The 12,911-nt window shown below is 40.2% G+C and carries 12 protein-coding genes; 11 read left to right on the forward strand and 1 reads right to left on the reverse strand.

From position 1 onward, the window contains the following. Nucleotides 1-119: 119 nt before the first annotated feature. The 9 genes from ACIFOT_RS00070 to ACIFOT_RS00110 all read left to right on the forward strand — a co-directional run bounded on the left by ACIFOT_RS00070 (nt 120) and on the right by ACIFOT_RS00110 (nt 9,914). Nucleotides 120-1,610, forward strand: a complete 1,491-nt coding sequence (locus ACIFOT_RS00070; protein WP_430060340.1) for a spore germination protein — start codon at nt 120-122, stop codon at nt 1,608-1,610. Next, the gene (locus tag ACIFOT_RS00075; RefSeq protein ID WP_430060343.1) at nt 1,603-2,700 is read left to right on the forward strand and encodes a GerAB/ArcD/ProY family transporter; all 1,098 of its coding nucleotides are present in this window, start codon (nt 1,603-1,605) and stop codon (nt 2,698-2,700) included. The genes ACIFOT_RS00070 and ACIFOT_RS00075 overlap by 8 nt, the downstream gene beginning before the upstream one ends. Then, nucleotides 2,697-3,824, forward strand: coding sequence for a Ger(x)C family spore germination protein (locus ACIFOT_RS00080; protein WP_430060346.1), 1,128 nt, complete (start codon nt 2,697-2,699; stop codon nt 3,822-3,824). The genes ACIFOT_RS00075 and ACIFOT_RS00080 overlap by 4 nt, the downstream gene beginning before the upstream one ends. Nucleotides 3,825-4,141: 317 nt before the next feature. After that, on the forward strand, nt 4,142-4,726 hold the full coding sequence (locus ACIFOT_RS00085; RefSeq protein WP_430060349.1) for a nucleotidyltransferase family protein: 585 nt from the start codon (nt 4,142-4,144) through the stop codon (nt 4,724-4,726). A gap of 115 nt (nt 4,727-4,841) precedes the next feature. After that, on the forward strand, nt 4,842-7,004 hold the full coding sequence (locus ACIFOT_RS00090; protein ID WP_430060352.1) for a xanthine dehydrogenase family protein molybdopterin-binding subunit: 2,163 nt from the start codon (nt 4,842-4,844) through the stop codon (nt 7,002-7,004). Continuing rightward, nucleotides 7,001-7,477, forward strand: coding sequence for a (2Fe-2S)-binding protein (locus ACIFOT_RS00095; RefSeq protein WP_430060355.1), 477 nt, complete (start codon nt 7,001-7,003; stop codon nt 7,475-7,477). The genes ACIFOT_RS00090 and ACIFOT_RS00095 overlap by 4 nt, the downstream gene beginning before the upstream one ends. Then, nucleotides 7,462-8,331 carry an FAD binding domain-containing protein gene (locus tag ACIFOT_RS00100; protein ID WP_430060358.1) on the forward strand — a complete coding sequence of 290 codons (870 nt, stop codon included), beginning with the start codon at nt 7,462-7,464 and terminating at the stop codon, nt 8,329-8,331. The genes ACIFOT_RS00095 and ACIFOT_RS00100 overlap by 16 nt, the downstream gene beginning before the upstream one ends. A 28-nt stretch (nt 8,332-8,359) precedes the next feature. Next, nucleotides 8,360-9,154 carry an XdhC family protein gene (locus ACIFOT_RS00105; RefSeq protein WP_430060361.1) on the forward strand — a complete coding sequence of 265 codons (795 nt, stop codon included), beginning with the start codon at nt 8,360-8,362 and terminating at the stop codon, nt 9,152-9,154. 253 nt (nt 9,155-9,407) lie between these two features. After that, nucleotides 9,408-9,914, forward strand: a complete 507-nt coding sequence (locus tag ACIFOT_RS00110; RefSeq protein WP_430060364.1) for a hypothetical protein — start codon at nt 9,408-9,410, stop codon at nt 9,912-9,914. 256 nt (nt 9,915-10,170) lie between these two features. On the opposite strand, the gene ACIFOT_RS00115 is transcribed toward ACIFOT_RS00110, so the two are convergent. Further along, nucleotides 10,171-10,779 (reverse strand): TetR/AcrR family transcriptional regulator, encoded by a 609-nt coding sequence (locus ACIFOT_RS00115; RefSeq protein ID WP_430060367.1) that lies wholly within the window; start codon nt 10,777-10,779, stop codon nt 10,171-10,173. A gap of 122 nt (nt 10,780-10,901) precedes the next feature. On the opposite strand from ACIFOT_RS00115, the gene ACIFOT_RS00120 reads away from it, so the two are divergent. Then, nucleotides 10,902-11,471 (forward strand): cysteine hydrolase family protein, encoded by a 570-nt coding sequence (locus tag ACIFOT_RS00120; RefSeq protein WP_430060370.1) that lies wholly within the window; start codon nt 10,902-10,904, stop codon nt 11,469-11,471. Nucleotides 11,472-11,562: 91 nt separating this feature from the next. Beyond that, nucleotides 11,563-12,780, forward strand: coding sequence for a multidrug efflux MFS transporter (locus tag ACIFOT_RS00125; RefSeq protein WP_430060372.1), 1,218 nt, complete (start codon nt 11,563-11,565; stop codon nt 12,778-12,780). Nucleotides 12,781-12,911: the final 131 nt, after the last annotated feature.

The raw sequence follows: 12,911 nt of genomic DNA on the forward strand, positions 1-12,911 counted from the left end.
CGGTGAACTGAGTTAAAGTAAGGTAAACACAATCCCTGATAGTTATTAAAAAGAATAACCCCTTTTTGTACTGGAAATACTTATATAAATTGTTAAAAAGTGAGTAAAGGATGTTGTACATGCTCAGAAAATGGATGGCAAAAGGGAAAAGTTCGAATGAACGTGAAAATTTGCAACAAGAAGAAAAGAAATATTTCTCTTCCAACATAAATGACAACATCCTTTTTATTCAACATTCACTTGTTCATACTGAAGATTTGATTATTCATGAGGTATTTGAAAAGGGTTCTCTGCTCTTTATTGAATCCCTAGTCGATTTAGAGAAAATCTCTGATCAAGTTTTAACCCGGACTATGGGCAGTGAGGATGAAATCATATGCGATAAGAAAATCGTAAACTTATATGATGCCACAAGTTTGCTTTTAGATGGATATTGTCTTTTCGTTCCGGAAGGGAAGACCTTCGCGGCCGCTTTCTATACTATAGCTATAGAAAAGAGGACGATTCAAGAGCCTATAAGTGAAAAAGTGTTAAGAGGTTCACATGATGGTTTTATTGAAAGCTTAGAAACGAACATTAAATTAGTTCGAAGATCCATTAAAAATCCGAAACTGTTGGTAAGGTATATGACGCTGGGAGAGAGGTCCCGTACAAAGATTGCCATCATCTATATCGAGGATTTGATGAACAACGACATTGTTAATGAATTGTTCCGTCGATTATCTTACGTAAAGGTAGATTATATCCAGTCCCCTGGATCCATCCAAGAATTTATTGAAGATGAAGCATTTTCACCTTTTCCGCAAATGTTGAATACGGAACGGCCGGATCGGGTGGTGTCGAACCTAATGGAAGGAAGATTTGCCATTTTTTCAGAGGGGAGTCCTACTGCCATTATCGCGCCCATTAATTTTTTTGCTTTTTTGCAATCACCTGACGATTACAATAATCGCTGGGTTATTGGTTCCTTTATTACGTTATTCCGATTATTAAGTATCACGATTGCGATAGGGTTACCTGCATTATACATTGCCGTGGTTTCGTTTCATTATGAGGTTATTCCGTTTGAACTTGTCTTTGCTTTAAAAGGCACATTGGAATATGTGCCTGTTGTTCCCATCGTTGAAGCCTTGTCCATGCTCATTATCCTGGAACTTTTAAGTGAGGCGGCGACCCGTTTGCCAAGTCCGATTGCCCAAACGATTGGTGTGGTTGGCGGTTTAGTCATTGGAACAGCGGTAGTGGAGGCAAATTTAGTATCGAATTCCATGATTGTGGTCGTTGCCTTAACGGCAGTTGCGTCCTATGCCATTCCCGTCACTGAGATGGGAACAACGATTCGTCTGATGGGTTTCCCTCTCATGATCGGTGCTTCTCTATTTGGCTTTATCGGGATTGTCATTGGGTTAATGATTATTCTCGTTCACTTATGTAAGTTAGAATCCTTTGGTACGCCCTATTTTTCACCCTTAGCACCTCTTAAGTTATCGGAAAATAAATCTACCATCGTCCGACTTCCGATTTGGAAGTTGATTAAAAGGCCTACAAGTACACGACCAAAGGATATCGTCAGGACAGGCAATCCTAGAGGGTGGAAACGAAATGAATGAAAAGAGCATCACCCAAACACAATTATTCTTTTTGATTTTTCAATCCCAAGTAGGGATCGGGTTACTTTCCCTTCCCTATAGTGTTCATGAACACGTCCAAAGTGATGGATGGATTTCTGTCCTTTTAGCCGGCGCTAGTATACAGCTATTGATTATACTATTGTGGATTTTGCTTTGGGGATTTAAAGGAAAGAACATCTATGAGATTACCGTCATTGTTTTTGGCAAGTATCTGGGGAAATTTATTAATTTCTTATATATCTTTTTCTTTCTGCTTGTTATGTCTTTAGTGGCTCTTTTGTTTGCGAATCTTTTAAAGAAATGGATTTTAGATTATACCCCTTTTTCGATCATCATACTTCTATTAATTGGAACAGGAATCTATATTGGAAAACATAATTTGCGGGTCTTAGCCCGGTTTTACACGCTTGCTACCGGGTTAATCATTATTGCCATCGCTCTCCCTTGGTTTTCCTTTTCGTCTAATTTTCAATTTGCCTATCTATTTCCAATTGGGCAATCAGGGGTGAAAAATATTGTTATAGGAGCCCACAGGGCCATTGTGGCCATGATTGGATTTGAGTTAATTTTGGTGATTCTTCCCTATGTTGAAGGGACCTATAAACGATCACTAAAGAACATATCATTGGCTAATACGATGGTAACATTGTTATATGTGTATTTTACCGTGAGCTGCTATTTGATATTTAGCCCTGAGGAGATAACCATCGTTCCAGAACCGGTTTTGTATATATTGAAAGCCGCCAATTTTCAATGGATTGAGAGGCTGGATTTAATCTTTTTATCAATTTGGATCATACCCATGATTACCTCTTTTGTGACCTATTTATATCTTGCCAGTTCAGGAGCAGCGACGATCCTGCATAAAGGAAAAAGAAAGTACCCTGTTTGGTACCTGCCGGTCATTGTGTTTCTGATTGGATTCTTATTTTCCTCCGAGTCCGACATTGAACATTTTGATAAATATGTTTCTTTTATCACTTATGTCTTTCTTGCCGTTATTCCACTCCTTACTTTATTCGTATCTTTGGTAAGGAAGAAGTTCAATTATAGGAGTCCCTCCATATGAGAAAAAGAGCGGTTATCTGCTTTGTGATCATCTTGTGGTTATTAAGCGGGTGTTGGGATCAACATCTTTTAAAGGATAATAGCTTAGTGTTGGGAATTGGCTTAGATGCATCGAAAGGCGAGAAAATAGTCAATACGGCAGTCATTCGGCTTCTAAAATCAGAGAGCGGCGGGACGGGAAAACCTTCTTCCACGAACGTCCTTTATAGTGCGACTGGAAATACATTTCGGGAAACCCGGGCTGGGATTGAAAAACAATTAGGCGGAGAATATGCTCCTAATAAATTACGGGTTCTTGTTATTGGAGAAGAGTTAGCCGGAAAGGATATTTATCCTATTTTAGATATCCTTTATCGAGATCCAAGGAATTCTTTAACGGCGAAACTGGTGGTTGCCCAAGGCACGGCTAAAGAACTTTTGAAAATAAAAAAGTCAAAGGAAGTTTTTATTAGTGAAAAACTGCTGGATGTCGTCAATAGATCAGAAGAACGTACCCTTATTCCAATCGAAACCATTCAATCGATATGCCCTGATTTATTTGACCCAGGGAAAGATTTTGCATTGCCATATGTGACTTATAAAGGATCAGACTCTATTGAAATACAGGGAATGGCTCTTTTCCATGATAAAAAGTTCACAGGTACAATAATGGAAGGAGAAGATGCAACGGTCTTGTTATATCTGAACGGAGAAGAGGGGAATGTAGCAAGGTTTACCCTTAAGGTCAATCCAGAAGAAGCAAGACGTCAAAATCAATTTATATCCATCAGCTCTTTTTTAAAGGATCATAATTTAAAAGTGAAAGTAGATAAACATCATAAAATCTCAGCTGAAATTACCTTAAAAATTAATATCACAGCAATAGAATATCCGCTAAATCAACTTTCCAAGCAAACTGAAATAAATAAATTGAATAAAGAAATCTCAAAACTATTAACACAAAGAGCTGAATTTGTCATAAAGGAACTACAACAAGCAAATTGTGATTACTTTGGAATAGGCAGGAAAGTGATGGCGTACCATCCTGAAACATGGAAGGCGATTAATTGGGCAGATACCTTTCCAACCATTGATATCAAGACGAAAATAGAAACGAATATAACAGGGACGGGTATTATTAAATAACTAAATATTAAATTCACACTATATACAAGAAGAGGTGTCCTGCGTTTAAGCAGTGGCATCTTCTTTTTCATTCAGCTAGGAGCGGCCTATATTTTGAATACACACTATAAATACCTTACTCTTTTTAGGGAAAATGAAAATCTAGCAATAAGTAAAAAACTAACCAACTGAACTCAACCAGACTTTGTGAAAAATGAGGATTTCATGGGTGCGTGCACTTAAGAATTAATTCGGGATACCGGCCATAGAATAGAAATAATGAACAATTACCATTTGGGACTAGGATTAAGATTCAACGATAGGTAGAAGGTGATACTATGGAAGCAATCGTCCTGGCTGCTGGATATTCCAGTCGAGCGGATGCCTTTAAAATGACGCTGCCACTGGGCCAAAAGACTATATTGGAGCAAACGGTATCCAAATTTGAAGGAGTATGCAGCAGGGTCATCGTCGTTGCTGGGTTTCAAGCAGAAATCATTCAAGAGGAAGTGGCAAAACTCAACAGTAAAAACGCCTACTCCTTTCAAATCAAGTTTGTTAATAATGAAAACTTTTACCAAGGAATGTTTAGTTCCATTCAAAGGGGCTGCAACGAAGTAAATGCTTCATCCTTCTTTATAACACCCGGAGATTGTCCCCTTGTAAAAAAGGAGACGGTTCAGCTACTAGCAAAACACAAAGGAGAAGTAGTGATTCCGAGCTTTAACTATAAAGGGGGCCACCCTATCAAGTTATCAAGCAAAGTGAAACAGAAAATTCTCGAAACCAATCCAGAAAGTAATTTGCGTGTGGTCCTTGGCGGATATGAAAAGAAATACGTGAATGTAGATGATCCTGGAGTATTAATGGATGTTGATACACTGGAGGATTACCAACAAGCAATGGATTATGATAAAGCTTAATATTTTTTGTATAAAAATGAATCATAAAAGATTATTCTCATTTATAAAATCGTAGGAAGAGGGTTTCTATTAAAATGTGTCCAATTTAAAAAACGAGTCGAAGGGTGTTGTTGCAATGAGTCTCAAAGACATTAGTACCTCAGTGCCCAAAAAGGATCATAAAGGTAAAGTTTCGGGCCAGCTGCCCTATATTAGTGACGTGAAAGTAGAAAATATGGTGTATGGGGTTTTGGTTCGGTCGCCGATTGCTTATGGAAAAATCAAATCCATTCAATTGCCGAACCTTCCGGAAGGGTATGAAGCGGTAGGTACGGAGCACATCCCCGGACCAAATAATGTGAAAATTATCCAAGAAGATCAGCCCATTTTTGCCAATGAGTGGGTCAATTATATTGGCGAGCCGATTCTCATGCTCGTTGGAAAAGACCTGAATATCCTCTACAGTTTGTTAGATGAAGTGAAGGTTGATTTTGAAGAACATCCGGCTATATATACTTTGGACGAAGCAATCCAACAAAAATCAGTATCCGGGGTAACTATGGCAAGCTATGAATTCGGGGAAAGCTTAGAGACCATAGCTGCAATCGAGCAAGGAGCTCATCAACTCATCGAAGAAGAATATGATACGGGTTATCAGGAACATGTCTACCTTGAACCGCAAGGAATGCTCGCCATTTATAAGGAAGATGAAATTGTCGTTCAGGGATCAATGCAATGTCTTTATTATATAAAAAATGCTTTGATAAGCGCGTTAGACTGTGGGGACAATGAAGTCCGTGTTGTTCAAAGCCCGACCGGCGGAGGCTTTGGCGGCAAAGAAGAGTTTCCTTCGATGATGGCTTGTCATGTAGCGGTTGCGGCAAAAGCCGTCAAAAAATCGGTGATGCTCGTATTCGACCGGTCTGAGGATATGGTGGTGACGACGAAAAGGCATCCGGCCAAACTCAAGTATCGAACGGCCCTTGATAAGGAAGGAAATATTTTGAGCATGTGTGTGGAAATCTACCTCGATGGCGGAGCGAATGCAGGATTGAGCCAAGTCGTACTGCAGCGCGCCTTAATAAACAGTGCAGGTGTTTATAATATTCCGCATTTCCATGCAAAAGGCTATGTTTTAAAAACCAATACCGTTCCGAACGGCGCTTTCAGAGGCTTTGGAGCGCCGCAAAGCTTTGCCGGAATCGAAAGCCATATCGGACACCTTAGTAAACTGGCAAACTTCGATCCACTAGAATATAAACGAAAATACCTCGTCAAACAAGGAGACCCCACCATCACCAAAGGAGAATTCCGAGACCCGATCTTAGTGGAAGATATGATTGCAGACCTGCTCAACGCGTCACAATACAAAACGAAAAAGGCGGAGTTTCAGCGTAACAATCAACAAAATCAGCGTTATAAAAAAGGCATCGGAACTTCATTGTTCCTCCATGGATGTGGATTTACAGGCAGCGGCGAAAGAGATCATATTAAAGCAACGGTAAAGCTGGTGAAATCAAGCGACGACCTGGTATCACTAAAAATCTCTAATTCTGATATGGGACAAGGAATCTATACGACGTTGAGTAAAATTGTCGCCCAAGAACTCGACCTTCCGTACAATAGAGTTTTGTACCCTGATCCCGATACAAAAGAGGTTCCCGACTCTGGTCCGACCGTAGCCTCGAGGACGACAATGATTGTCGGGAAATTGCTGGAACGGGCCGCAAAAAGCCTGAAGGCCCAGTGGCAAACAGGGGTAGAACAGGAAGTCGTGGAGCATTATGTTCATCGTGAAATGATTCCATGGGACGAGAAAACCTTCACAGGAGATGCCTACCCGGCTTATTCCTGGGGTGTGAATATGGTGGAGGTAGAGGTAGATACGTTAACAGGAAATGTAAAGCTGGAAAAAGTATACGGCAATTATGAAGTGGGGAAGGTCATCGACGAACGGATTATGAAAGGCCAAATTGACGGTGGTTTGGCCCAAGGGCTAGCGTACGGTTATTTAGAAAAGATGACATCAAAGCAAGGCAGAATCCAACAGAAAAGCATATCAGATTATGGACCGCCGACTGCAATGGACGTTGTCTCCATCGAAAGCAAGGTCTTTGATAACCCCTATGCGGATGGTCCATACGGGGCGAAGGGCGCAGGTGAATTGACGTTAATCGGCGGCGCTCCAGCCGTTCAAGCAGCGATTGAGGATGCACTGCAAACCTCTTATCGGCAAATTCCGATTACACCGGAAGTCATTATCGAAAGCCTTTGGAGGAAAGAAGGTGAAAAGGTATGATTAAATTTACCCTAAATGGAAGAAGCGTAGAAACGGACGCCCCTCCTACCGCAAGATTACTAGATTTAATCAGAGATGAGTTTGACTTAATCGGAACAAAGGAAGGCTGCGGGGAAGGGGAGTGCGGAGCCTGCAGTGTGTTTGTGAATAACCTCCTGCAAAACAGCTGCCTTATTCCAATTGGCTCGATTGCGGGTGCGGATATTCAAACAATCGAAGGAATCATGGAAACGGAACAATTTAAGCTTTTAGATGAGAGCTATTCTAATGCCGGGGGTGTACAATGCGGCTATTGCATTCCGGGGATGATTATGGCAAGTGCCGCTTTGTTATCAAACAATCCTCATCCTTCGGAGGCTGAAATTCGGGATGGCATTTCTGGAAATCTGTGCCGGTGTACGGGCTACAATATGATTGTAGATGCGATTACAATGGCAGCGAAAAAAGGTGACGGCCTATGGCAGAAAAAATAACCGCGTATCGCTTCGATCGTTTAGACCAAACATTGAGCCAATTGAATAAAGAAGACTGTGCGATTATCGCCGGCGGCACGGATGTCATGGTTCTTCACAAAAGCCGAAGGGGAGTACCTCCGAAAATCCCGAAACCAATTGTTTTTGTTGAACATCTTTCAGAATTAAAACAGGTATATCATCTTTACAAGGATCTCCACATCGGGGCCTGCTGTACCTATAGTGAATTACTTGAACATCCGTTAATTCCAATTCCATTAAAGAATGCAATTAGAACCATTGCGGCCCCGGCCATTCGAAACCGAGGAACATTAGGCGGTAATATCTGCAACGCCTCCCCAGCCGGTGATACGCTTCCATTATTATATGTATACAATGCAAAGCTTCTGCTGCGCTCCGTAAAGGGTAATCGCATCGTTGCGATTAGCGATTTTATTCAAGGCCCACGACGTGTGCAGCGCGACCCAAATGAAATCGTAACGGAGATTATCCTGCCGTCCGTATTAGAAGAAGGCTCTCATGTCGTGTTTGAGAAAGTTGGCAACCGAAACGCAGATGCCATTGCTAAAGTAGGGTTTGCAGGCTATATCCGGATTAATGATGCTCGAATCGAAGATGTTCGCTTTGTCTTCGGGGCAGTTGGACCGACGATGGTTCGTTCCATTGATATTGAGAAGAAGCTGGTTGGAAAAACCATCCCATTAGCCGATACAGACATGGCTGAGATTGTGGCAGACTTCGATAAGATCATTAAACCCATCGACGATCAGCGCTCCACGGCCATCTACAGAAAAACCGTCGCGTTAAATCTATTACGCTATTTTCTTAGCTCGAAGCAATATCAAACGAATTGATTTTTTCAAAAAAGGGGGAGGGCTATTCATGCTACTGATGGAAAAAGTGGCCATGCTTAACCGTCAAAACGAAACATTTGCTTTAGCCATGATAATAGAATCCAAGGGCTCGACTCCCAGGCATGTTGGAAAAATGATTGTATACCGTGATGGGTCGATTGAAGGGACAGTCGGAGGGGGATTGGCTGAACACTATATCATCCAAGAAAGTGTAAAGGCAATCCAAAATGGTCAATCGAAAATCGTTGAATATAAATTAAATAGACATGCAAAAGACGGAATTCAAATGAGTTGTGGCGGTACGTTACGGGTGTTTATTGAAGTCTATACAAGCAGGCCTGAACTCGTTCTGTGTGGGGCTGGCCATTTAGGCTTTGCCTTGGCAAAGCTCGCTGATTTTCTCGAATTACCATATTGCATTGTCGATGACCGTGTTGATTTTTGTACGAAGGAGCGCTTTCCAAATGCGACAAACCTTTTTGTAGACGAAGATATTGGAAAGGCAATGCTTGCAGCCAATCTCAATGAAAAGTCATATGTGGTGATTGTGACAAAAGATGGTGATGATATTGTCTTGAAAACGGCACTACAATTTCCGTGTGCCTATGTGGGAATGGTCGCCAGCAAGCGCAAGGTCATAACCATATTTGAAAAATTAAAAAGCGAAGGGGTCACACAAGAAAAGTTGGAGCAGGTTTATTCTCCAATCGGATTGGAAATGGGCTCGGAAACAACAGCAGAAATTGCCATCAGTATTATTGGTGAAATCATTAAAGTAAGCAAAGAAAAAAAGTCTGTGAAAGTGAAACAATTAATTAGATAGCATGTATCCACCAAAACAACATAAAATTTCACCGAACTAGCATAAACGCCTTCAATTATCATTGAAGGCGTTTTTTGTACCGTTTTGCTACTTTTTATCTTTTTGTTAGTAATCTTTCCGCCTTTGGAATTTTTAAATAAAAAATAAATATCAAATAAGCCGCAAAGACTCGATAATTTGTCCATTGCAAATAGTTGTCCTTTTGCATTAACTAAGTAATGAAAGATTATATTATTGAAAGGATGATTCAATTATGGCGATTTTGCGTACAGGCCCCTTTCTAATTCCAAATTTCACGCTCGGTGCACGCCCCATAAATATTGTAATTGTGACATTAAGCAACCTAACCAACCGAATCCTGAATGTTAGGGCTATGATTAAGCAATCTTCAACTGCTACGGTCCCAGTTATTTCTCCTGTTTCATTTTCCCCACTCCTTCCGGAAACGGATATTTCACTACCACCGAAATCAGTGTCGAGTCTGGCTGTTCCTTTGTCTGTAACCAAACCAACAGAATCAGATAGTCCACAACCAAACAGTCCGCGGGTTTTATCCGTTATTGTCAGCGGTGACATCCGAAAATCAGGTGACCTAGCTCTAGTGACGGTCACAGGAGGCTCTTCATCTGATGGTTATTCACTCGACATTTCCGAACCGACGTTGTTCTTTCGACATAGTGACTTTGTAGAAGTACATCATTACCATCCATTCCCTTTTTATCATCCTCTAGATCCTAACAATGATGAAAACAATAAATAAATGAGTAATTACACAAATTTTCCATCACTCTAATCTTTAATAAATCATCATCAATAAGGAGTGATGGAAATGAGCACCTTGTTATAATGAAAGACGAAATGAAAGAGAGGATACGTTCTATGGAACTGAAGTTAATCTAATCGTTAAGGATGGAGATTTACTTAGTACATAGCATAGCGAGTTTATATAAAGCAGATAAAGGAGGCGCAATTCTAAAAAAGAATTGCGCCTTTTTGGAGGAAATAAATTATTCTAATTATTTGAAAATAAAAGTTGAACAGAGCAGTTCCAAAATTTCCTCAGGAGAATACCCACGTACATCCTTTTGGAAAAAATACGAATCGCTGCTCAAAGCCATTAATACCATATCGGCTTTAAAGGCACTGTGTGAATAGGTCTGTTCGTTTGCTTCCATTTCGTCAAAAAGTTCGACCAATATTTGATGCAATTCAACATATAAAGGGCTTTGGGTTCGCGACTTAAGTGGGTTTGTTGACTTGGCTTCCTCGACTCCTGTTAGCAGTTGTGCTTTTTTTTCCCTAAAACGAATAAAAAAGCTTAGTACTTCCTTCAATCTTTGAATTGGCGGCTCTTGATCATTCTCCTTCAAGTATTCTTCAATATCCTCGAAAAAAAGATCAACACTGTCTTTAATTAAATCCTGGCATAACTCACCTTTGTTTCGATAACGGCGATAAAGTGTTCCCGGACCAATTTGTGCTTCTGTGGCAATTTGATTCATACTTACCTGTTCAACACCAAATTTCTCAAATAACCTATGGGCTGTATCCAATATAAGCTGTCTATTCTTGGCAGCATCACGTCGTTCAGTCCGAATACGGGGTGGATTCTCGTCATTTATCATGCTTTCACATCCTAAAAAATTCAATACATACCTAGAACTTGACAAACGGAGAGGTCTCCATTTAGTATTAAAAGGAGAACTCTCCGTTTAATTTTAATCCAAAAGGGAGGAATTTACAACGTATGCAAAATCAAAATAAGAATAGTGCATTGTTAGTAATGGATCTGCAAAATGGTATTGTATCCCGTTTCGCAGAAAATACAGATGTTCTTCACCCATTTCAAAAAGCAATTGAAGCGGCTCGTCAAAACCAAATTCCCGTTATTTTTGTTCGAGTAGGGTTTAGCGAGGGATATCCGGAAGTTAGCCCACAAAATAAAGTATTCTCAGCCATTTCTAAAAACGGCGGAATGACCGTTTCTGATCCAGCCACACAAATTCACGAAGCTGTTCAGCCCAAACCAAATGAACCCGTTATAACGAAGTATCGAATTAGTGCATTTGCCGGCAGCAATCTAGAAGTAATTCTTCGTGCCCAACAAATCAACAAACTTATTCTTAGCGGCATTTCTACAAGTGGAGTCGTATTATCCACATTGAGGGAAGCGGCAGATAAAGATTTTGCCATTACAGTGCTTTCGGATGCATGTCTTGATGCTGATTCTGAGGTTCACCGTGTTCTCACCGAAAAGGTATTTCCACGCCAAGCAGATGTTCAGACTGTGGACACTTGGATTAGTACTTTAAATTGACATATTTACTCGTGTAAAACCAACAAGCGCCTCTTAACCCAAAGAGGTGCTTATTGGATTTTATAACAAAAGGAAAGGACAGCTTCCATTTATGCCAATTTGGAAAAGGAATTTAATTGTATGTTGGTTTGGGATGTTTATGTCCAGTATAGGGATGAGCCAAATAGCACCAGTACTACCTCTGTATATTAACCATCTCGGAGTTCATAATACAGCTTTAATTGCCCAATATTCGGGATTTGCGTTTGGGGCTACTTTTATCATTTCGGCTGTGTTTTCACCTATTTGGGGAGGTGCGGCTGATAAGTATGGACGAAAGCCCATGCTTTTGCGGGCAAGCCTCGGAATGGGAATTGTTATTGGATGTATGGGGTTTGCACAAAATGTCTTTGAACTGATTGGGTTAAGATTACTGTTAGGTGTGATTTCTGGTTATGGTTCTGCCTGTACAGCTTTGATTGCGACTCAAACAGATAAAGAACATGCAGGATTTGCGCTGGGTACACTTTCAACTGCTAGTACAGCAGGTTCATTGATTGGTCCAATGGTTGGCGGTTATTTGGAAGAGAGTACTGGATTGCAAAATGTATTTTTTATAACAGGCGCTTTGTTGGTTATTTCATTTATTGCCACTGCTTTATTTGTAAAGGAAACCTTCAATCGCCAAGATAAAAAAGTACTTCCTATTAAAAAAATATGGAATCAGGTTCCAGAAAAAAGTTTAACGATAACTTTGTTTGTAACCTTCTTTATACTTACATTTGCTCTTTATTCAATTGAACCTATCATTACAATTTATATTACTCTATTAACAAAGAATTCTAGCCATGTTGCTTTGTTAGCTGGAATGACATTCTCGGCAGCAGGACTGGCAAGTATCATGGCTGCCCCAAGACTTGGTAAACTATCGGATAAACTAGGAGCACAAAAGGTGATCTTTGCTGCACTTATTGTGGCAGGATTGATGTTTATACCACAAGCGTTTGTAAAAAATCCCTGGCAGTTAATGGTATTAAGATTTATTTTAGGATTGGCATCAGCAGGACTAATGCCTTCTGTAAATACTTTGCTTAAGAAAATTACACCGGATTTCCTTACGGGTAGAGTGTTTGGCATTACAATGTCTGCGGGGTATTTAGGGGTTTTTGGAGGAGCAACTATAGGTGGACAGATGGCATCGTCTTTTGGAATCAGATCTGTGTTTCTGATTACAGGTGCCTTATTACTAATTAATGCTGTTTGGGTTTATTTTAATGTCCTGAATAAAATGAATCATAAAGAAAATACATCGTACCAATCATTAAAATAAAAACGTAGAAATACATTTAGAACCAGCGAGCAGTCAAGTACTGTTCGCTTTTCTTTTGACTATGTAAGGGATGGTAACAGTTTAAAAAAGAGAAAAATTGGATGCACTAAATACCTCCAAGTGGGATTTAC

It is taken from the genome of Neobacillus sp. NRS-1170 (assembly GCF_050468025.1).

What these genes read in the sequence shown, in the direction of transcription:
- ACIFOT_RS00070 (WP_430060340.1), top strand. Translation starts at nt 120, where the DNA reads ATGCTCAGAAAATGGATGGCAAAAGGGAAAAGTTCGAATGAACGTGAA.
- ACIFOT_RS00075 (WP_430060343.1), top strand. Translation starts at nt 1,603, where the DNA reads ATGAATGAAAAGAGCATCACCCAAACACAATTATTCTTTTTGATTTTT.
- ACIFOT_RS00080 (WP_430060346.1), top strand. Translation starts at nt 2,697, where the DNA reads ATGAGAAAAAGAGCGGTTATCTGCTTTGTGATCATCTTGTGGTTATTA.
- ACIFOT_RS00085 (WP_430060349.1), top strand. Translation starts at nt 4,142, where the DNA reads ATGGAAGCAATCGTCCTGGCTGCTGGATATTCCAGTCGAGCGGATGCC.
- ACIFOT_RS00090 (WP_430060352.1), top strand. Translation starts at nt 4,842, where the DNA reads ATGAGTCTCAAAGACATTAGTACCTCAGTGCCCAAAAAGGATCATAAA.
- ACIFOT_RS00095 (WP_430060355.1), top strand. Translation starts at nt 7,001, where the DNA reads ATGATTAAATTTACCCTAAATGGAAGAAGCGTAGAAACGGACGCCCCT.
- ACIFOT_RS00100 (WP_430060358.1), top strand. Translation starts at nt 7,462, where the DNA reads ATGGCAGAAAAAATAACCGCGTATCGCTTCGATCGTTTAGACCAAACA.
- ACIFOT_RS00105 (WP_430060361.1), top strand. Translation starts at nt 8,360, where the DNA reads ATGCTACTGATGGAAAAAGTGGCCATGCTTAACCGTCAAAACGAAACA.
- ACIFOT_RS00110 (WP_430060364.1), top strand. Translation starts at nt 9,408, where the DNA reads ATGGCGATTTTGCGTACAGGCCCCTTTCTAATTCCAAATTTCACGCTC.
- ACIFOT_RS00115 (WP_430060367.1), bottom strand. Translation starts at nt 10,779, where the DNA reads ATGATAAATGACGAGAATCCACCCCGTATTCGGACTGAACGACGTGAT.
- ACIFOT_RS00120 (WP_430060370.1), top strand. Translation starts at nt 10,902, where the DNA reads ATGCAAAATCAAAATAAGAATAGTGCATTGTTAGTAATGGATCTGCAA.
- ACIFOT_RS00125 (WP_430060372.1), top strand. Translation starts at nt 11,563, where the DNA reads ATGCCAATTTGGAAAAGGAATTTAATTGTATGTTGGTTTGGGATGTTT.